Source organism: Vagococcus allomyrinae (genome assembly GCF_017829975.1).
Lineage (GTDB): Bacteria > Bacillota > Bacilli > Lactobacillales > Vagococcaceae > Vagococcus_D > Vagococcus_D allomyrinae.
On sequence record NZ_JAEEGA010000012.1, the window covers coordinates 1 to 19,847 of the forward strand.

Genomic DNA, 19,847 nt, shown 5'->3' on the forward strand with positions numbered 1-19,847 from the left:
GATACACGCTTCCTTCAGCTACATTCTCGCGAATGCCACCTTGCGTTTCTCTAGCGATTGGTCGATGTGTACCCTCGCAGTGGACTTTCACCACCTAGTTAGTCGCCATGCCTGGCGCACACATAAAAAGAACCTTGTAAAAGGTTCTCCGCTTTAAATTTTTTTCACAAATTCAGATTTTAATTTCATTAAACCAAAACTACCAATACGACACTCAATATTATGATCCGCATTATCTTGTGGATCAATCAAGCGAATATTTTTTACTGTTGTCCCTTGTTTAATAGCTGTTGAACTTCCTTTAACTTTTAAATCCTTTACGACCGTAATCGTATCGCCATCTGCCAGAACATTGCCATTGACATCCTTGACAATCAAGCCAACCTCTTCTTCCGCAGGTTCTTCACCAGACCATTCGTAAGCACACTCTGGACAGATATACAAACCTCGATCTTCATACGCATAGCTTGATTGACATTTAGGACAATTTGGTATTGACATTTTTTTTGCTCCTATTCATAATTCATTTTTACTAGAGATAGCGTATCATATTATCGTAAAAATGCAAAATCCTTCCGTAAAATAATATTTTTTTTCATTTTCCCTCTAAAAAAGATGCCTTTATTTCATCATCAATTACCGCTATCTTTTTTCCTGGAGCCGCTATTCTCAAAAAAACAAGGGCGAGAATAAAAAATAAAAAAACACCGTAATAAAACCTTTTTTGTATAACATGGCTCTTTCAAATCTAGTTATATAACAAAACCTTTAATAGCATAAAAAAATATTGTACAAAATAGCGTCTGTCAGCTTAAAAAGTCACTGAAAATCGTTCGTTATACACTCTTTTTAAACGAAAGAACTAAGATAAATTGTCGTTCATTTAAAGATTAATATTAACATTTCCCCCTTAAATAATGTTATACTTAAAAAGTACGTGCTAATTAACCTCAGTCTCTGGTGAAAAAGAACTGTTCCATTCCATTCTTTTCACCTAAATATTTTACCTGAGAACACTCACTTCCTGAGTCTATTTTTAATTAAATAACAGGATAGCATACAATTCCAAGGAGGATACCATGAGAGAATTACTTGACTCATCAACAAAAAGACGACTGGAAATCTTAGAGCAACTTAATCGTTCATCTGATTGGATTAGCTCAAATGAACTTGCAAATACCAATAAAGCATCTCTGCGAACGATCAACAGTGATGTTCATTTCTTAAAAGAAAATTGGTTTCCCCATCTAATTATCGAAACGTCAAAGAAAAACGGCGTTCGTTTAAGTACCCCACCGAGTAGTCATGCCTCAGTGGTATATAACAATGTAATTGAAAATTCAGAAGCATTTCAGTTACTTGAAAAGATATTTTTCAATCCAGATATTAACATTGAGGACTGGGAAGAAGAAATGTTCATCAGCGAGTCCTCTCTATACCGTATCTCGAATCAATTGACAAACTCACTGTCACATTATGATTTAGTGCTACAAAAAAGACCATGCCGCGTTGCCAACGAAAATGAATTGTATGTTCGTTATTTCTACACTACCTTCTTTTCAGAAGTTTATGGAATTCATGATTGGCCTTTCGCTGTCGATCGCCGTAAAACAGTCTTTATGGCCAAAGATATTTTTGAAAAATCCGGGTATCAAGTTGACGAAACCATGCATCTTAATCTGGCTTACGTCTTAGCTGTCAGTTTAGAACGAATTAGCCAAGGTTTTTATACAACCATCACGCATCCTGAACGCATTACAGAACGGCACAGAGCACCCTTTTACTTGGCCGAAGATCAAATCAATGAGATAATCACCGTCCTTGATTTAACCCTTAATGACCAAGTACTGGATGATTTAATTAATTCAATCTATTTCATCAAAGCCTTAATGATTGATCAAATTGACATCCACTCGTTAAAAGATAAGCTTGCTCAATTTTTAGAATTGATCAAAGATGCTCTTGATTTAGAAATCGATGATCATAGTCGCTTGAATATAAAAAACGTCTTAACCTTTACCTATTTGGAACATCTGACCTACCCCTTTGATGATTTTATCTTATTCGATCGTTACGAATTTAATGGGACAGCGATCCGCAATAATTTTCCCGCCTTTACTAAAGTCGTGGAAAAGGGCTTAAAAGACATGGAAGAAGAAATGAACTTCCCTTGGTTAAGTCGCTTTAAAAACAAAGTCATTTACTGGATTATGGTCAAGTGGAAAAGATTACCAACCATTCTTGAAAACAAAAAAGAAAAAGCCAACTTAATGGTCTTTAGCGATTTAGGTGAAGAACACGCCAACCTGTTAGCTGAGATGATCATCAAAAACTTCGGAACAAAAGTTAAGATCAGTGTTTATCAAGGCTCCATTATTTTCTTGGAAGACGAAGACCGTAGTCAATTAGACGGATATGACTATTATGTCACAACTTTTTTTGAGGAGATTATCCCCGCTGATAAGATTATTGTCGTTGATGCCATTCCATCTGATCAAGATTGGGCTAAAATCCGTCGCGCGATAAACAAAATAAATAAAATTGACCCAGCAGTCTTAGATTACTTAAAAGCTAACACCTAGTCTGGAGAAGGAGCTGTTCTCTTGCAACTACTACCAAAGGAGCTAACCTTTGTAAATGCCATTTTGATCAATATCTCTGTTATTATTAGCACAATATTGTCTTACTATTTTGTTTCCTTGCATTTAGAAACCAAAAAAAATCGGACAAACCTCTCCTTTGTCTCTGGCGTCTTTTTTTCTAGACAAACAATTGGAACCAACTTAGTGACTGGTCTTGCTCTCGGTGTCATTAGCTTTGTACTATCCATCAACCGCATCCCTTTATTTGGTGAGAGCAACGGCGTAGACATGCGTTATGTTATGATATTCTTTGCGGTTATTTACGGATCGGATGTTCTAGGTATTATTACGTCCGTCACGCTGATTGCCTTAAAATACTTTAGCTACGTCAATGCCATGCCAGCCATAACGTTCAATGAATACTTCAATAACTTAGTATTTACTGTGCTGCTATTAGCCCTTTGTATTTTTATGCGTCATAAAAAAATACCCATCTGGCCAGCAAATTTTCTGTTCCTTTTTGTTTTTATGTCACTGCGGCTATTCCTGTTTTCCTTTTATTTCGCACCTTTTTTCCAATTGCGCAAACTCACTGAATTTGCGGTCTACTTGATCTTGTACTCGATTATTTTTATTGCGACGACGTTCATCATCAACGCAGCAGTCTCGGCTTCCCAATCAGTTCATGTCTATCGAACAGCCGCGATCTACGATGGGTTAACTGGCGTTTACAACAAGGAATCCTTTCATTTCTTTCTCGACTATGTTGCCAATAACATCACCAAGAAGGAAGCTGGAAATCTTTCCTTAGCAGTGATTGATGTGGACAATTTTAAGCAAGTAAACGATAATTTTGGGCACCCCGTAGGAGACTTAGCCCTTAAACATATTGCCAAAATATTGAGCCAAGAACAAATCCAGTATCGCCATTATATTTGTCGCATAGGGGGCGATGAATTTGCCATTATTCACAACGAACCCCCTCAAGAAGCAGAAGCTTTTTTCAGGCAAATTTTCAAAAATCTAGAGCAGTCTCCTTTCATGTTCGAAGATACCCCGATTCATTTAGAGATATCGGCTGGCTTAACCCACTTTCAAATCGATCAGAACTTTAACATGGAACAAGCCTTTCAAGAAGCAGACGAGGCCCTCTATCGCGCTAAAAATAGTGGGAAAAAGCAATTAGTTGTCACCTATAGTGTCACTAACCAACCAGCTGAAGCATAACCTTACTTGAACGTCTGTCGAAAAACGGCACAAACTGTCAGCCCTTTTTTCCCTAGCTGTTCACAGGGGGTGTTGACACTGATGGATCTGCTAAGCAGGTCTGACCCAAAAAGGAAGCTGCTAAGCAGCTTCCTTTTTTTCTTATCTCTCTTGCGTATATTTGTAAGCCGTTCCTAAGGAGATGTTACATTCCTCAGCAATTTGTCTCAATGTATACTTATTGTTATTATATAAAAATTGAATCCGTTCGATGGTTTCTTCAGAAATTCTCGGACGGCCACCAATACGGCCATTACGACGAGCCTCTTCCAAACCTCGAGATGTTCTTTGGCGAATAATCGCTTTTTCCATTTGAGCTAAACTAGTGATCATCGAAGTGAATACAGCATTATCCAACCCTGCTAGCGCCTCATCTTTTTCTAAGACAATTAGCTCAATGCCTTTTTCAACTAGCGTTGCAATAAAATCGGCTAATTGAATAATTGATTTGCCAAGACAGACTAACTCAAAGACAATCAATTGATCCCCTGAAGACATTTCTTCAACAGCTTTTTCTAATTCAACATGAGGGTGCGCCACGTTTTGTTGACCATCTGTTTCTAAAACAATCCGGTCGCAACCGTATTTCCCCAGTCCCTCTAATTGAGATGATAAATAGCCTTTATCCTCACTTGTATAAGCATATCCAATAATTTCCATCATAAATTCCCCCTGCATTTTATTAAGTTAACGTTTTTTAAAAACAGACGTTTTAATTCCCCTTACTACATTACCTAGTATAGCGGTAAGGCAATGGGAAATACTATGCCACTCTTTGCATATGATTATGTAATATCTGAAAATATGGGACTTTAAATAAACGAATGACCTTTTATAGAGGGCTTTCGTTATTTTTTCTCAATATTTTCACAATGATATGCATTATTTGACACAAGCCAACTTTCCTTTAATATGTCAAAATTAACTGGACTTACTTACTATTTTTTAGTAAAATAAAACTGGTTCAAACAACCAGAATGTGAGGAAAACAATGACAAAACTTTTAGCTATTAAAGCACATCCATTAACGCCAAGAGAATCAAACTCAATGAAAGCTCTTGAACAATTTATTATTGCCTATGAAAAAAATAACGGTGAAGACACTGTTGAAATATTAGACGTATTTGAATCGGATATTCCTGAAATTGATAATACGCTTTTATCAGCATGGGGCTTATTGCGGACAGGAACTGACTTTGCTGACTTATCTGAAGGGCAGCAATCATCCGTCTCTCGTTTTAATGATCTGACTGACCAATTCTTAGCCGCTGACAAAATCGTTATCGCAAATGCTTTATGGAACTTAAGTGTGCCGACACGTCTGAAAGCTTGGATTGATACCGTTAACGTCGCAGGGAAAACATTTAAGTACACTGAAACAGGTCCCGTTCCATTAACGGAAGGAAAGAAAGTTTTGCACATCCAGTCGAATGGCGGAGAATATAATGGCAATGACTTTGCTTCTCAATACGTTAAAGGCATTATGAATTTCGTAGGGGTTCAAGATTATCATCAGCTATTTATTGAAGGCGTTGATCATCACCCAGAACGTGGCGAAGAAATTTTACAAACTGCTTTAGATAGTGCCGCTGCGCTTGGCGCGTCATTCTAGCTCCACTCAAAAAAGAACCTCTCTACCCATGTAGAGAGGTTCTTTGGCTAATTTTTAAATGAATGAATCGGGGCTGGGATACGGCCACCTCGTAAAATAAAATCAGTAGAACCATACTTATTAACTGCCATGACTGGCGCTCGACCAAGTAACCCGCCAAACTCGACCATCTCACCCACTTTTTTACCCGCTGCTGGAATCAATCGAACGGCTGTGGTCTTATTATTTATGACACCGATGGCTGCCTCATCAGCAATCATCGCAGCAATCGTCTCAGCACTGGTTTCCCCAGGGACAGCAATCATATCCAAGCCAACTGAGCAGATTGCTGTCATCGCCTCCAATTTTTCCAGATTCAAAGCGCCATTATTAACCGCCTCGATCATGCCAATGTCTTCCGATACCGGGATAAAGGCTCCCGACAAACCACCAACATGACCACATGCCATAACCCCACCCTTTTTGACGGCGTCATTTAATAGAGCTAACGCAGCCGTTGTGCCGTGAGTCCCAACTGATTCCAGACCCATTTCTTCCAGTATATGAGCAACGGAATCACCTACAGCCGGTGTAGGAGCTAAAGATAAATCAACAATGCCAAACGGAACATCCAACGCTTTAGAAGCCAGTTGCCCCACTAGTTGGCCAGTACGGGTAATTTTGAAAGCTGTTTTCTTAATCGTCTCAGCCACTTCGTCAAAACTTTCTCCACGGACTTTCTCCAAAGCACGCTTAACCACCCCAGGGCCACTAACCCCAACATTTATGACACAATCCCCTTCACCAACGCCATGAAAGGCTCCGGCCATAAAAGGATTATCCTCAACTGCATTGGCAAAAACCACTAATTTGGCACATCCTAAATCTGACAAAGCAGCCGTTTCCTTGATCACATACCCCATCTGACGGACTGCATCCATGTTAATGCCAGACTTGGTACAACCAATATTGACTGAAGCACAAACACGTTCTGTTTCCGCTAATGCTTGAGGGATTGAGTTCATCAACACATCATCGCCAGCAGAATAGCCCTTTTGGACTAAGGCTGAAAACCCACCAATAAAATTCACGCCAACCGCTTTAGCCGCTTCATCCAAGGTCTTAGCATAAGCCACATAATTGCTTTCACCTGATGCAGCCGCCACCATGGCAATCGGCGTCACTGAAATACGCTTGTTAATGATCGGAATGCCGTATTCCTTTTCAATGTCTTCAGCTACTGCCACTAAATTAGCTGCTTTTGTCGTGATTTTACGGTAAATATTCTGTCGTGTTTTTTCACCATCGCCATCAATACAATCCAAGAGAGAAATTCCCATCGTAATTGTGCGAATATCCAGTTTCTCTTCTTCAATCATGCGAATTGTTTCTAATATTTGATTGACTTCCATTTCCTATCAGCGCTCCTCGACTTATAATTTATGCATAGTGTTAAAAATCTCTTCTCGTTGAACACTTATTTTAACGGCTAGTTTTTCCCCTAACCCGTTAAGCTTTTCTTGAACCTCACTAAAACTTGACGAGACACCTGCTAAATCAATCATCATCATCATGGTGAAATTAGTCCCCATAATCGTTTGCGAAACGTCTAAAATATTGATATTCTCTGCCATTAATTCCTGGCTCACATGAGCGATAATGCCCACTTTATCTTTTCCAATTACTGTTAAAATTGCTTTCATAACGACCTCCATCTTTTTTCTAATCATTGTATCACAACTTTATCACCAAATCTTCACTTCTAGTGAATTATTCTTGAAAGATTTCAGAAATATCAGGATTATTCTCCCCAGAAACAATATTTAATAACAAAAATCTGACTTAATGAAAATTCCCTAAAGAATCTCTCCCACTCAAAATAACGATATGAAATCTGGTTCCATTAAAAATAATGTACCATATTCGTTTCTGATACACAACTAAATTCACTAACAATAGCCAACTAAGCACCACCTTCATTTGTCTTTGACTGTCCCTTTCAAATAATCCATAAAAAAAAAGAATAAAATACTAATAAACACGAACGATGTTTTAATATCTCATCACTTTTCTACTTCTTCTAAACACGACTTAAGACTGAGGACAGACCGTCCATTATTGTCTATAGTTAATAACTAAGAATAGCAAAAAAACAATTTCATTTGTCACCAAAGGAGGAACTACAATGGCATCCACTCATGGCTCGCAATCAATTTACCTCATCTCAAAACGAAAAAAAGAGCAGGCGATGCCTGCCTCTCAAAGAAACTACCAATCAATTGATCTAATGAAATATATAGCCGCATTGATGGTGATTGGCGTCCATACCAAACTGTTTATGCCGTTTAGCCAGCTACTCAATTTTGCCTTTGCTAATGTCTTAGCACGTATTGCCGTTCCTTTCTTTTTCATCACATCTGCCTATTTTCTCAAGCGGGGAATTGAACACAAAACCAACTATTTGCAACACTACTTACTGTCACTTCTCAAAGGTTACTTAATCTGGAGCGTCCTCTATTTACCTGTCGGCATTAATTGGATTGCAGACAATTACGACTTACCTTTCTATCTATATCCTGTCGCTTTAATCGTCGGCCTATTCTACGTCGGTACCTATTACCACCTTTGGTACATTCCCGCGCTGATCATCGCGATATTAATCGTCCATTGGCTATTAAAAAAGACCAACTATCCGACACTATTTGCAGCTGCCATCCTCCTTTACGGATTCGGTTCTCTGGAAACCTATTATGGGCTTATTACTAACCCAACCTTATTAGCTATCGTCAACCGCTATATGGCACTCTTTATCACCACTCGAAATGGTTTATTTTACGGATCAATCTTCGTAGCAATCGGTTTCTTTTTATGGGACTACCAAGATAAACTGCAAAAAATCCCCTATACAAAAGGATTAGTCGTTTCAATTGGCTTACTCATGATCGAAGCATGCTTTATTTTCGATAAAACACGATTAGACATGAACTTTTTACTTAGTCTGGTTCCTTTGTCCTTTTTCCTCTTTATCTTTTTAAAAGAAACACTCATTGGATTTACCTTTAATTCCAATCGACTGCGTGACTATGCTAAATATTATTATTTCACTCACGCTTTTTTCCTGGTCCTAATACCATCGTTAGCTCAGCTAATTGACTGCCAACAACTTTGGGACAGTCAGGGACTTCTGCGCTTTGGTTTAACACTCTTAAGCACCCACCTGGCTTGCCTGTTGCTCATTCACTTAAAACAACAAACAACACTCCCTTGGAAGCTTTCTGCTCTTCTGAGACACCTGTGATACCACAGACAAAAGAGACTTTCAAAAATGGCACTTTGAAAGTCTCCTTGCGTTTATTTGACAACCGTCACAACTTGTTTATTCAACAAATAAGGACGTAAATAACCAACGGTATTAGATAAGGGCAAGAGATCATCGCTTAAACTAATGCCAAGAACGTTAATCACATAATCCCTTCTTATTTTTATTCTTTCCCAGACCTCTGGATAGCTTGTCGCTAATTCATCCCTTAACTCCTGATCACCGATAGCCACACATTCTTCCATACTAGCGCCAGCATACCCAGGAACACTTGGGATGATATCAACTTGGAATAGCATACCGCTTTTTAATAAAATCTGAGACGCTGGGTAAATCGGACTTCCCAACCACTCTTCGTCCGCTACAAAATGACCTGGATTTAACGTCCAACCATAGCGACTCTTAGGCAATACCCCTTCGATTGCATCGTACAATTGTCCGCCAGATACACCCACTTTAGCTGTTTCCAACCAAGTGACCACCGCTTGAGTATAAGGAAAAACTACCCTTTCCAAATAATCCTGTTCCCCCTCTGGCAAATCAGTTTGATGTTTAGCCACATAACCAGCTCGACTGGATAGCCCACCTTTAAAGGCCGTTGTTAAGGATACTTTATCACCTAACTGTAACTGTTTATGGGTCGGATAGAGATTAGCCTTTTCAAAACGCTGACCAGTGGCAGCAATTGTCACAACCGTGTGAATTTGACCTTCAGCCGAAAGCAACGCTCCCAACTCTGTTTCCCTTTTACCAACTTGAACAGCATTTAACGTCTCTAACATGCAAGTTGAAGCCAGATTAGCACCATACTCATAATGAGCCAATTCATTTGAATTGGCCACTGTTCGTGCACCGATATCCTCACCAATAAATACCTCTGTTCCGTTGACGAGGACCCCTTCCCCAGAAACGGTTTTTTCCAAAGCCCTGACCACATAATGAGGCAAGTCAAACATTTGCTGATTGCTCTGTAACGAACTTTTAAACAATTTCCAGCCAACAACACCAACTTTGGACGCCTGCGCCATTCCGACTTCTTTAAAAACCTCTTCTAGCAGTCGTTCTCCCTCCATCGGTTGATTTGGTAACGAAAAATACGGCACGTGAATCACAGTATTTGCCAAACGGGCATGACCAGCCATCTTAACATTTTCATTCCCTAATAATAGATAGGCTTGACCATCTGCTTTTAAGACTAGCAACGCTTCTTCAAAACGAGGAATAAAGCCCGTTAAATACTCAAAGTTAGCACCATGCTCCTTATCCGCATAAACAACAATCAGCTCCAATTGATTGTCAGCCATCCCCTTTAACACTTTTTTCAACCGTTTAGCCATTGTCTCATCTGACAAGGCTACCTGATCCACATTAGAAAACACCTGTGGCTCTGGTACTAAAGACATTTCAACTTTCATATTATCTCTCCTCACTAATGATTAAATCCACATTATTATTCGCCAGCGCCTTACAAAAATGGCTATCTGGTTGTCTATCCGTGATCAACACGTCAATTTCTTCTAGCCCACATATTTTAAAAAATCCCTTTGTATCCATTTTAGTATGATCTGCCAATGCGACAACTTTCCGTCCCTGTTTAACCATGGTCCGTTTAACAAAGCCCTCTTCTTCCGTATGAATAAACACACCTTTCGCCGAAATAGCAAAAATACCTAATAGGGTAATATCCGCTCGATATTGAGATAATTTCTCAATTGTTTCAGACCCATAAAGGAATAATTGCTCATCGTGTAGATGACCCCCAACGACTTTGACCCGTTTATTCTGCTGTTGTGAAAACAGCAACGCATGGGTTAAAGAATTAGTGATTGGCTGAATGTTTTTAGCCTTTACTAAAGGAATGATTGCCTCTACTGTCGTCGAGGAATCAAAAATCACTGTCGCGTCATTCTCAATAAGCGTCTCCGCCGCTCGAGCCAATTTTTCTTTGACTTCTTGAAGCGACGTTGAGCGATGGGAATAGTCAAAAATCAACGCCTCACGCGTCGCTAACATAGCGCCACCATGAATCCGTTTGATGATCTCTTTATTTTCCAATTTGATCAAATCACGACGAATGGTGTCCTTGGACACCTTCAACTCTTGAGCTAAATAATCAATCGTGGCCTGATTTTTCGTCTCAATTATTTGAGTTATCTTCGCAAGTCTTTCTTCTATTAACAATCTATCAACTCCTAAAATCATCATATCACGAGATTTCTCCCTTTGCAATAAAAAGCATTTTTAAAAATAAATAAAATTGATAAACGCAATAAATTGCAGATGTGATAATTACTATTTTATCTCTCTCAGTTATGTGATTAAACAACTAATTGAGGGACCAACTTAAACTAAAATTATCCCTTCATTTTTAGTCCAACTTGCAATTTATTGGGATTCACTCTTATCTTCTCAGCAAAACTCCGTTATAATAAAAGAAAAAAAGAAAAGGAGAAAAAACCATGACCAATTCCTTTGCTGCTGAAATCAAAGCCTATACTAAAACAGACTCATTTAAATTGCTAAGCCAACTAGAAGATTTTACCGAGGTAGAAAGTCTTCCTGGAGAAACAATCATCGAATATTTAACGATGTTCACCAACGTCCTGTCCGACGTCGAAAAAAAATCCTTAAAAAAATGGGATAGCAAAAGCACAACCAAGGTGTTAACGCACTGGTTACCTAAGCACGCTGACTTACCCACTTTTGAAGTTCCCCTCTTTTTAGTCACGCTTAATTCGTTTATCGTCTTCTTGGACGAGAAACAAGCCATCAGCAATGCCTCTTCTTTATTGATGACTGTTGCAAAAGCCAGTCCATTAATGTTAGCTCGATCAGAAGATGAGGCCTTTTGGAGTCCTCAAAAAAGAGCGGAAATTAAAGAATTTATCGATTTTTTAGATGAGGAAATAGACGAACTATTCGGCGGGGAGTTTGACCTGTTGGATGGCTTTATTGATGAAAACACGTTGCCAAACACTCCTCAAAAACGCAATAATGTCATACCTCTCACAAAGGATTCCAAGCAACACAATCTGTGCTTTTGTGGAAGTGGGAAAAAATACGAAGATTGTCACGGAAAAGGTTTACCTTTCTAATCAAACAAAAAACGTGTGAAGTCGTTTGTTAGACTTCACACGTTTTGATCATACATAACATTAGGACTCTTTAAGACAAATAGCTGAAAATTGACTGATGACTTTAGCGATCTTTAAACGGGGGTTGACTTCCTCTAGAACTTCAATAAAGTAATCAGGAATGGCGTCTTGCCCATTAAGCCCTCCTGCAATTCCCCCTAGCATCGAAGCGATCGTATCCGTGTCGCCGCCAACGTTAACTGCTGCAAAGATCCCAGCCATCGTCGCGCCCTTCGTTCCCATTAAAAGACTAAAGACAGCTGGAATTGACTCCTGGACATAAAAATTAGTGCCAATTTGATTAGCAGTTACGCTCAACAACTCTTCAAATCCTTGGGCATTACGACCAATTAGTTCAGCTTGCTTAATCTTAAAAGCAATATCCGGCCCAACCGAAATATGCTCTTTTGCTTCCCCGTATAATCGTCCCTCTTTAGCTCCCCAGATCGCAGCTTCTACCACTGATTCTAAAGTCGCCGTCTCTAATTGGGCTTCCGTTGCCCCACAACAAATAGCTGCCGCTGCTGATAGTGCGTTACTGTTAAAATGAGTTGGTTTACACATCGCAATTGTATAGGCCAAGGCTTTCTGACGATCGCCCCTAGCCAAGAGTGCCAAAGGAATAGTTTTCATGGCGCCGCCATTTGTTGCCAAGCTATTATAATTAATCAGACCAAAAGGGTCCACATCTGTCGGCAATCCTTGCTTCATGTTCTCGATTGCCCCACGAGTGGTTGGTCCGGCAAACTTGTCAAAATAATAAGGATCCTCTCCCCAAGCCATGATCGCTTCTCTAGCAATTGTTTCATTAAATTCACCGTTGCTAGCAACAATCGCTTCCATCAAATAATACGACATGCTGAAATCATCAGTAACCGTACCAGCAGGATAATCACGGGCAAACGTGTCTTGAGGAGCCTTTCGATAATCTTTAACCAGCCCATCGAAAGTGGCAATAATCTGCTCAGTACTCCGCAATTCAGTTGGCGCTCCTAAAGCATCACCAATCGCCGCGCCATATAAGGCCCCTAATATTTTGTCTTTTTTCATTTATTCTCAGCTCACTTTTAGTTTATTTTGTTGATCCATCACATTTAAAAAGAGATACCACATAGCTGTCAAGATAACCAATAACACGAATTGTAGCAGTGCGCCTCGAATCGAATTAGTGACGATCGCGCCACTAACCACCAATGGCATTGTATAGGGCAAGGCCACGCCTGTTGTCAAAGGGACTAGCCCCCAAGCCATACTAAAATAAGAAATTACCGTCGTGATAATCGGCGTAGCAATTAAGGGAATAAACATAATCGGGTTTAGCATAATTGGCAATCCGAAAATCAAGGGTTCATAGACACCAAAAATCCCCGGTGCTAACGCTATTTTTCCTAGATCCCGCCAATCGGATCGATTCTTGAAAAAGAACAATAAAGAAATCAATACAGGCAGTGACAGATAACCGCCATTCAAAACAAAAAAATCAGTAAATTGTCCCGTTACAATATGAGGCAAGGACTCCCCTGCTTGGAATGCCTGCAGATTCGCAAAAGACTGAGTATTCCAGATCGGTACCATCACACTACCAACAATCACATGACCATGTAAACCGAAAAACCAAAACAAATTGACCAGTACGCCAACAATAATCGTCGCTGGAAGAGAGGTTCCTAATGACGTAAGGGGTTTTTGCAACATTTGATAGATCAGATTATTAACCGTTTCAAAACTAGTCCCTTGGAAAATCATGCGGATAACAAAAGCCACTAACAAGGCAACAGCAATCGGAACAAAGGAAAAGAAGGAATCCGAGACTAACTTTGGCACACTGCTGGGCATCTTTATTGTCCAATTATGTTGAATCGCATAGCGATAAATTTCCGTCCCTAAGATCGAAACAAGAATCGCTGAGAACATGCCGATGGCGCCAATTTCGGACAAAGGTAAAACATTTAAGACAGTCTCCCCAGAATCAGTTAGGGTCGAGGTTGGTGTGATCATAATAAATGATAGTAAGCCAACCAACGCCCCATAGATAGGATTCACTTTGTAATGATTAGACAAACTATAGCCAATCCCGGCTGCCACAATAAACGAGATAACTCCCATCGTTAAACTAAATGTCGGCGATACAAACTGTTGAAACTGAGCTATCTTCGCCTCTCCAAACATATTTGGTAAGAAAGGAAGATTCGCAATAGCGGTAAAGATTGAACTAAAAATCGTAAATGGCAACGAGATTAAAAAGGCATCCTTGATCGCAACAAGATACTTATTTTTGCTAAAGACATCTGCAAAGGGCAATAGGTATTTCTCTAAAAACGCAGTGATTTTTTCCATGATCATTCTCCTTCAGTTTAGTCGAAAGCACTTTCATCTATATTAAAACACATTTACCATTTGGAATCAACCAAAAATTAAATTGGTACGTTCCAGAATTTGAAATCAAACAACTTTTACGATATACTTAACAAGCAAGCAACTAAAACATTGCGAAGGAGACAACGATGAGTGCTCTTACATTACACGAAAATATCACCCAAAAATTACAACACAACATATTAACGAATCACTATCCCGAGGGAAAACTGCCCAATGAACGGGAATTAAGTGAGGAATTTAAAGTAAGTCGTAGCACTATGAAAAAAGCGATTGACTCTTTGGTGGAAGATGGACTGCTTTTCAGAAAAGCCCGCTCTGGTACGTTTGTCAATCGCCTATTCAAGAAAAATTTCGCTGACTACAGCCATCAAAAAGAAGGTCCCATCGGATTAACACGATCATTTTCAGATCGAAGCCAAAAAATAGATTCTCACATTTTGTCGTTCGAAGCGATTTTACCACCTGAGGATGTCAGACACTCATTGCTACTATCTGAGACTGACTTTACTTTTCATTTTAAGCGGGTGCGAATAATAGACGATGTTCCGGTCTCCATTGAAACAGGCTATATTCCGATTCAACTGTTTCCAGCCCTTTCCAAAGACATCGTCAATGAATCCATTTATCAGTACGCCTCAGAAGAAATGGGCATCTCTCTCGCTAATTCCTACATATCGATTTTTTCTGAACCCTCGACTGAGGAAGACCAGCGGGAATTAGGCTTAACTAGCAACCAACCTGTCACGGTGACAGAAGAAATTGTCTTTACCGATACAGGTATACCTTTTGAATACACCATTGTCCGCAATCACTACAAAAAATTCACTTATACAACCTCTGCAAGCTCAAAGAAATTTTAAGCCATTTTTCAACACAAAAACCCTTAGACTAACTCTTTAGCCTAAGGGTTTTTGTCCACGATTCACTTGTATTCCGAATAATCCAACCTCGCTGAGATACTAGTCACCTAATCGCCTTATTTCTCCAGTAACTCAAGAACCTCCTGTAAGACCGCTTCACCATTTAGGGTCTCGTAATCCGCTTTGGCAATCAATTTATAGGGCACGGATTTGACCGTCAGGTAATCTTTTAAGCGTGCCACTTCAAACTGAGATTGCGGCCCGATCAACAAAGCATCCAACACTTGATTCTGAATAATCTGTTCCGCAATAATGGCCGGCGCTGAATAAATATGAAGGTTTAATTCTTGTTCATCTGCCAGCATTTGCATGTTTTTAACCAGTAACCCAGTTGTAATTCCCGCCGTACAAATCAACAACACAGTTTTATCTTCGGGTTTAACCATTTTTCCACCTCACATTATGAGATTTTTTTCTTTTTATTGTAAATATCTAACACTACTGCTAGTAGAAGAATTAGCCCTTTTATCGCTTGTTGCCAATCAACCCCAATCCCGAGAATGGACATACCATTATTCAACACACCCATTACTAATCCTCCAACAATCGCCCCCATGATAGTTCCAATACCACCAGACGTTGACGCCCCACCAAAATAAACAGCAGCCATCGCATCTAGTTCCATCGAGACGCCCGCTTGAGGTGTGGCCGCATTTAAGCGCGCAGCTAAAATTAAGCCAGCTAAAGCCGCCATAACTCCCATATTGACAAACACTAAAAAGGTTATTTTTTTCGTCTTAATTCCAGATAGTTCAGCCGCCTTGCGATTGCCACCAGTTGCATAAATTTGACGTCCCGGAACCGTTTTATTAGTTAAAAAGCCATAAACCGCCACAATTAGGCCAAGGAGAATCAAAATGATCGGGTAACCTTGATAAGACGCAAAAATATACGTCACGACCAAGACGACTAACGCCGTAAAAACAGCCTTGAAAATAAACCCATTCAGGGACTCAACCTCAAAAAGATTTTTCTGACGCTTATCACGAACCCGCCACTGACCAATAATCATAACAGCCGCTAAAAGTGCTCCCAGAATCATCGTCAAATAATGAAGATGATCCCCTCCGACAATATCAGGTAAATAGCCGGTTGAAATCTTTTGAAAAGCCGTCGGAAACGGCGCCAAGGATTGTCCCCCTAAGACGACTTGTGTCAGCCCACGAAACATTAACAAGCCGGCTAACGACACAATAAAGGCCGGAATTCCCACATAAGCAACCCAAAAGCCTTGCCAAGCGCCAATTACGCCACCCATCAATAGACAGATCGGCACGGCAAGCAACGGGCTCATGTGGTAGTTGACCATTAAAAAGCCTGCTATCGCACCGACAAAAGCCATCACTGAGCCAACAGACAAATCAACATGACCTAACAACACCACGAGCAACATGCCTGCTGACAAAACCAATATATGACTATTTTGAAGAACTAAGTTTGTGATATTTAAGGGTCGCCAAAAAATACCATCGGTCAATAATTGAAACGCCACTAATAAAAATACCAATATAATGACCATGCTGTACTTACTAAAAAGTTCCACAGCCTTCTCTTTAAGATTAATTTTCGTTCGTTTCTTCTCCTGTATTTGCTCCATTTATTTAGCACCTTCCTTTTCAGCTGTCATCATGCTCATCAACGTCTCTTGATTCGCATCTGCTCGCAGAACTTCCCCTGTCATTTGTCCTTCATTCATGGCATAAATCCGATCACACATCCCAATAATTTCTGGCAACTCCGAGGAAATAATACAAACCGCCTTGCCGGCAGCCGCCATTTCTTCAATGATCGTGTATATCTCATATTTAGCCCCAACGTCGATCCCTCGAGTTGGCTCATCTAAAAATAAAATATCAGGCTCAGTCATTAACCATTTCGCCAAAACAACTTTTTGCTGATTACCACCGCTTAAACTGCCGACATTTTGAAAAACCGAATTCGTTTTAGTTCGCATGCGTTTTCGATACTCCTCTGCCACAGTCACTTCCTTTTCCTTGTCTAACACCCCATTTTGGCTAATTTTGCTAAGACTAGCTAGAGTGGTATTCTCACGAATATCCATTAACAAATTTAAGCCGAGAGCTTTACGATCCTCAGAGACATAAGCCAGGCCATTTTCGATTGCTTGCGGCACATCTTTAACTGAAATCTCTTGCCCTGCTTTAAAGACTTGCCCCGAAATATTACTGCCATAAGAGTGACCAAATAAGCTCATGGCAAACTCAGTTCGCCCCGCCCCCATCAAACCGGCAATGCCCACAATTTCTCCTCGACGAATCGAAAAATTAATCTGACTGTTAACCAATCGCGAATGATCAATCGGGTGATGAACAGTCCAATCCTTCACTTCAAAGTAGGTCTCACCGATTGCTGGAAAACGTTCTGGATACCGATTGGTAAGCTCACGACCGACCATTCCACGAATGATCCGTTCTTCAGATAGCCCCTTATTTTCCAGCGTCTCGATCGTCTGCCCATCCCGTAAAATTGTGATCCGATCGGCCACACTGACAATCTCATTCAATTTGTGAGAAATAATGATCGACGTAATCCCCTGACGTTTAAACTCCTCGATTAGACCGAGTAGATTGGCACTTTCTTCCTCATTTAGTGCCGCAGTTGGTTCATCAAGAATCAGCAACTGAACCGATTTAGAAAAAGCTTTGGCGATTTCCACCAGTTGCTGCTGCCCAACCCCAATTTGCGAAACCAGCAAATTCGGATTAACCTTCAAGCCAACTGTTTTCAATAAATTCTCCGTCTTCTTTTCCGTCAAATTCCAATCGATGACACCACGGGTTGCTTGTTCATTTCCTAAAAAAATATTTTCTTTGACGGACAGATAAGGACTTAAGGCTAACTCCTGATGAATAATCACAATCCCCTTGGCTTCGCTATCGCGAATATCCTTAAATTGACAAACCTCACCATTGTAACGTATTTGCCCTTGATACTGATCATAAGCATACAGCCCGCTTAAAACATTCATCAACGTTGACTTACCAGCACCATTTTCACCACACAGAGCATGAACTTCCCCACGTTTGATTTGTAAATTAACATCATTTAACGCCCGTACGCCTGAAAATTCTTTCACAATCTGCTTCATCTCTAAAATATAATCAGCCATATTCCTCTCCTTTTACTTAATGGTCCGACCTTCAATTCTTAATACTTTAGTATTTTAGAAATTGATGAGATCGTAACGCAGTGGAGAGTCCTTTACGCATTTTTTTTAATGCTAGAGTTAAGGCTCTCCTTTTACTTAATGGTCCAATACTTCTGAGGTTCAAATCCTCCTATTTGAAAGGGCTGGATCGCCATTGCGTTCGCAGCCCCTTTTTAATCACCTTATTTTGCTAAGTCCGCTTCAGAATAATAATCTGTTTCAATTAGCTCTGCTTGATAATTCTCCTTATCCACTGAAACAGGATTAGCTAAATTAGTTGGCACAACTTTTTCACCGTTATCATAAGTTTCAGTGTCGTTGACAGGGACTTCTTTTTCATTGAGTATCGCTTCAATCATCTCAATCGTATTTTTTGCCAAGACACGGGTATCTTTAAAAATTGTTTGGGTCTGCTCCCCAGCGATGATCGATTTAATGCCTGCCACCGTCGCATCTTGACCAGTAGTCACTGGTAACGGTTTGTCGTCAGAACCATATCCAACGCCTTTAAGAGACGAAATAATCCCTAAACTAATTGGGTCATAAGGAGACAAAACGGCATCCAGCTTCTTATCCGAATAATTGGCGCTCAATAAGTTATCCATCCGCGCTTGGGCTGTTGAACCATCCCAGCGTAACGTGGCAATCTGGTTAAAATTTGTTTGCCCTGACGGAATCACCAGCTGCTTGCTGTCAATATAAGGTTGGAACACTGACATGACCCCATTGTAATTAATCAATGCGTTATTATCATCAGGTGAACCGCCAAATAGTTCAATATTAAACGGCCCTTTGCCACCTTTCAAATCCAGCTTCTCTTCAATATAAGACGCCTGTAAAACCCCAACACCAAAATTATCAAAGGTTGAATAATAATCAACATAAGGCGAATTCATCAATAAACGATCGTATGCAATGATCTTGATATCTTCTTTGTGGGCCTTATCTAAGACATCCGTAAGGGCTGAGCCATCAATTGAAGCAATGACAATAATATCCACTCCCTTGGTAATCATATTTTCAATTTGCGCCACCTGATTTTCTACTTTATCCTCACCGTATTGTAAGTCGGTTTTATACCCGAGTTTCTCTAACTCTTCTACCATATTATTGCCATCACCAATCCAGCGCTCAGCAGATTTCGTTGGCATGGCAATGCCGATATAACCCTTTGAATCGCCTTTACTGCCACCACCTCCGCCACTACAGGCAGTTAGTACCAGTCCTAGCCCTAAGGTCAACACTAAAGCCAGACCTCGTTTAAATCGATTGCTCATCTTTCATTCCCCCGTCAACTATTAGTTTTTTTACATCGTCTATCTTATTAACACCCTTAGAATAACAAGTATTAGCAACCGTTTCCATAGAGTTTATTTCGAAATAGCTTGAATTATTTATCAAACGGTTTCATTCTCCAAAAAAATCTTGACTTTTTTTTGAAAATCTTGATATTCTTTCGAATCAATCAATTCATTGTGAAAGCGGTT

At 40.0% G+C, this 19,847-nt stretch carries 18 protein-coding genes; 6 read left to right on the forward strand and 12 right to left on the reverse strand.

Annotation, left to right across the window (positions count from 1 at the left end):
* Window positions 1-153: 153 nt before the first annotated feature.
* On the reverse strand, window positions 154-501 hold the full coding sequence (locus tag I6N95_RS17025; RefSeq protein ID WP_209530173.1) for a zinc ribbon domain-containing protein YjdM: 348 nt from the start codon (window positions 499-501) through the stop codon (window positions 154-156).
* Window positions 502-1,079: 578 nt separating this feature from the next.
* Here I6N95_RS17025 and I6N95_RS17030 point away from each other — a divergent pair.
* Both I6N95_RS17030 and I6N95_RS17035 read left to right on the forward strand, forming a co-directional pair.
* Window positions 1,080-2,582: an AcpB/EbpR/MafR family transcriptional regulator gene (locus I6N95_RS17030; protein WP_209530175.1), complete on the forward strand. Its 1,503-nt coding sequence runs from the start codon at window positions 1,080-1,082 to the stop codon at window positions 2,580-2,582.
* Between the two features lie 21 nt (window positions 2,583-2,603).
* Window positions 2,604-3,809, forward strand: a complete 1,206-nt coding sequence (locus tag I6N95_RS17035; protein WP_209530177.1) for a GGDEF domain-containing protein — start codon at window positions 2,604-2,606, stop codon at window positions 3,807-3,809.
* A gap of 141 nt (window positions 3,810-3,950) precedes the next feature.
* On the opposite strand, the gene I6N95_RS17040 is transcribed toward I6N95_RS17035, so the two are convergent.
* Window positions 3,951-4,508 (reverse strand): recombinase family protein, encoded by a 558-nt coding sequence (locus I6N95_RS17040; RefSeq protein ID WP_209530179.1) that lies wholly within the window; start codon window positions 4,506-4,508, stop codon window positions 3,951-3,953.
* 331 nt (window positions 4,509-4,839) lie between these two features.
* On the opposite strand from I6N95_RS17040, the gene I6N95_RS17045 reads away from it, so the two are divergent.
* Window positions 4,840-5,460 carry an FMN-dependent NADH-azoreductase gene (locus tag I6N95_RS17045; RefSeq protein WP_209530181.1) on the forward strand — a complete coding sequence of 207 codons (621 nt, stop codon included), beginning with the start codon at window positions 4,840-4,842 and terminating at the stop codon, window positions 5,458-5,460.
* Window positions 5,461-5,507: 47 nt separating this feature from the next.
* Here I6N95_RS17045 and I6N95_RS17050 read toward each other — a convergent pair whose 3' ends face one another.
* Together I6N95_RS17050 and I6N95_RS17055 are read right to left on the reverse strand one after the other, a co-directional pair.
* Window positions 5,508-6,851: a PFL family protein gene (locus I6N95_RS17050; protein WP_209530183.1), complete on the reverse strand. Its 1,344-nt coding sequence runs from the start codon at window positions 6,849-6,851 to the stop codon at window positions 5,508-5,510.
* Window positions 6,852-6,872: 21 nt separating this feature from the next.
* Window positions 6,873-7,142, reverse strand: a complete 270-nt coding sequence (locus I6N95_RS17055) for an ACT domain-containing protein (protein ID WP_209530185.1) — start codon at window positions 7,140-7,142, stop codon at window positions 6,873-6,875.
* A 482-nt stretch (window positions 7,143-7,624) separates the two neighbouring features.
* On the opposite strand from I6N95_RS17055, the gene I6N95_RS17060 reads away from it, so the two are divergent.
* Window positions 7,625-8,737 (forward strand): acyltransferase family protein, encoded by a 1,113-nt coding sequence (locus tag I6N95_RS17060; protein WP_209530187.1) that lies wholly within the window; start codon window positions 7,625-7,627, stop codon window positions 8,735-8,737.
* A gap of 53 nt (window positions 8,738-8,790) precedes the next feature.
* On the opposite strand, the gene I6N95_RS17065 is transcribed toward I6N95_RS17060, so the two are convergent.
* Both I6N95_RS17065 and I6N95_RS17070 read right to left on the reverse strand, forming a co-directional pair.
* Window positions 8,791-10,173 (reverse strand): M24 family metallopeptidase, encoded by a 1,383-nt coding sequence (locus I6N95_RS17065; protein WP_209530189.1) that lies wholly within the window; start codon window positions 10,171-10,173, stop codon window positions 8,791-8,793.
* A gap of 1 nt (window position 10,174) precedes the next feature.
* Window positions 10,175-10,939, reverse strand: coding sequence for a DeoR/GlpR family DNA-binding transcription regulator (locus I6N95_RS17070; protein ID WP_209530191.1), 765 nt, complete (start codon window positions 10,937-10,939; stop codon window positions 10,175-10,177).
* Window positions 10,940-11,217: 278 nt separating this feature from the next.
* Between I6N95_RS17070 and I6N95_RS17075 the strand changes: the two genes are divergently transcribed.
* The gene (locus I6N95_RS17075) at window positions 11,218-11,853 is read left to right on the forward strand and encodes an SEC-C domain-containing protein (RefSeq protein WP_209530192.1); all 636 of its coding nucleotides are present in this window, start codon (window positions 11,218-11,220) and stop codon (window positions 11,851-11,853) included.
* Window positions 11,854-11,913: 60 nt separating this feature from the next.
* Here the strand turns inward: I6N95_RS17075 and I6N95_RS17080 are convergent, their stop codons facing one another.
* The gene (locus I6N95_RS17080; RefSeq protein ID WP_209530194.1) at window positions 11,914-12,942 is read right to left on the reverse strand and encodes an ADP-ribosylglycohydrolase family protein; all 1,029 of its coding nucleotides are present in this window, start codon (window positions 12,940-12,942) and stop codon (window positions 11,914-11,916) included.
* Window positions 12,943-12,948: 6 nt separating this feature from the next.
* Window positions 12,949-14,229: a PTS sugar transporter subunit IIC gene (locus I6N95_RS17085; protein WP_209530197.1), complete on the reverse strand. Its 1,281-nt coding sequence runs from the start codon at window positions 14,227-14,229 to the stop codon at window positions 12,949-12,951.
* Window positions 14,230-14,396: 167 nt separating this feature from the next.
* Between I6N95_RS17085 and I6N95_RS17090 the strand changes: the two genes are divergently transcribed.
* Window positions 14,397-15,131, forward strand: coding sequence for a GntR family transcriptional regulator (locus tag I6N95_RS17090; RefSeq protein WP_209530199.1), 735 nt, complete (start codon window positions 14,397-14,399; stop codon window positions 15,129-15,131).
* A gap of 116 nt (window positions 15,132-15,247) precedes the next feature.
* On the opposite strand, the gene I6N95_RS17095 is transcribed toward I6N95_RS17090, so the two are convergent.
* The 4 genes from I6N95_RS17095 to chvE all read right to left on the reverse strand — a co-directional run bounded on the left by I6N95_RS17095 (window position 15,248) and on the right by chvE (window position 19,637).
* Window positions 15,248-15,577 carry a PTS sugar transporter subunit IIB gene (locus I6N95_RS17095; protein ID WP_209530201.1) on the reverse strand — a complete coding sequence of 110 codons (330 nt, stop codon included), beginning with the start codon at window positions 15,575-15,577 and terminating at the stop codon, window positions 15,248-15,250.
* Between the two features lie 14 nt (window positions 15,578-15,591).
* A complete protein-coding gene (gene mmsB / locus I6N95_RS17100) occupies window positions 15,592-16,788 on the reverse strand; it encodes a multiple monosaccharide ABC transporter permease (protein ID WP_209530203.1) in 1,197 nt (398 codons plus the stop codon).
* Window positions 16,789-18,321, reverse strand: coding sequence for a multiple monosaccharide ABC transporter ATP-binding protein (gene mmsA / locus I6N95_RS17105; protein ID WP_209530205.1), 1,533 nt, complete (start codon window positions 18,319-18,321; stop codon window positions 16,789-16,791). It lies immediately after the preceding gene.
* A gap of 221 nt (window positions 18,322-18,542) precedes the next feature.
* Entirely contained in the window at window positions 18,543-19,637 is a 1,095-nt protein-coding gene (gene chvE, locus I6N95_RS17110) for a multiple monosaccharide ABC transporter substrate-binding protein (protein WP_209530207.1), read from the reverse strand.
* Window positions 19,638-19,847: the final 210 nt, after the last annotated feature.

Excerpts from the sequence above, each read along its gene's own strand:
- I6N95_RS17025 (WP_209530173.1), bottom strand. The coding sequence starts at position 501 with ATGTCAATACCAAATTGTCCTAAATGTCAATCAAGCTATGCGTATGAA.
- I6N95_RS17030 (WP_209530175.1), top strand. The coding sequence starts at position 1,080 with ATGAGAGAATTACTTGACTCATCAACAAAAAGACGACTGGAAATCTTA.
- I6N95_RS17040 (WP_209530179.1), bottom strand. The coding sequence starts at position 4,508 with ATGGAAATTATTGGATATGCTTATACAAGTGAGGATAAAGGCTATTTA.
- I6N95_RS17045 (WP_209530181.1), top strand. The coding sequence starts at position 4,840 with ATGACAAAACTTTTAGCTATTAAAGCACATCCATTAACGCCAAGAGAA.
- I6N95_RS17050 (WP_209530183.1), bottom strand. The coding sequence starts at position 6,851 with ATGGAAGTCAATCAAATATTAGAAACAATTCGCATGATTGAAGAAGAG.
- I6N95_RS17055 (WP_209530185.1), bottom strand. The coding sequence starts at position 7,142 with ATGAAAGCAATTTTAACAGTAATTGGAAAAGATAAAGTGGGCATTATC.
- I6N95_RS17060 (WP_209530187.1), top strand. The coding sequence starts at position 7,625 with ATGGCATCCACTCATGGCTCGCAATCAATTTACCTCATCTCAAAACGA.
- I6N95_RS17065 (WP_209530189.1), bottom strand. The coding sequence starts at position 10,173 with ATGAAAGTTGAAATGTCTTTAGTACCAGAGCCACAGGTGTTTTCTAAT.
- I6N95_RS17075 (WP_209530192.1), top strand. The coding sequence starts at position 11,218 with ATGACCAATTCCTTTGCTGCTGAAATCAAAGCCTATACTAAAACAGAC.
- I6N95_RS17080 (WP_209530194.1), bottom strand. The coding sequence starts at position 12,942 with ATGAAAAAAGACAAAATATTAGGGGCCTTATATGGCGCGGCGATTGGT.
- I6N95_RS17085 (WP_209530197.1), bottom strand. The coding sequence starts at position 14,229 with ATGGAAAAAATCACTGCGTTTTTAGAGAAATACCTATTGCCCTTTGCA.
- I6N95_RS17090 (WP_209530199.1), top strand. The coding sequence starts at position 14,397 with ATGAGTGCTCTTACATTACACGAAAATATCACCCAAAAATTACAACAC.
- I6N95_RS17095 (WP_209530201.1), bottom strand. The coding sequence starts at position 15,577 with ATGGTTAAACCCGAAGATAAAACTGTGTTGTTGATTTGTACGGCGGGA.
- mmsB (WP_209530203.1), bottom strand. The coding sequence starts at position 16,788 with ATGGAGCAAATACAGGAGAAGAAACGAACGAAAATTAATCTTAAAGAG.
- mmsA (WP_209530205.1), bottom strand. The coding sequence starts at position 18,321 with ATGGCTGATTATATTTTAGAGATGAAGCAGATTGTGAAAGAATTTTCA.
- chvE (WP_209530207.1), bottom strand. The coding sequence starts at position 19,637 with ATGAGCAATCGATTTAAACGAGGTCTGGCTTTAGTGTTGACCTTAGGG.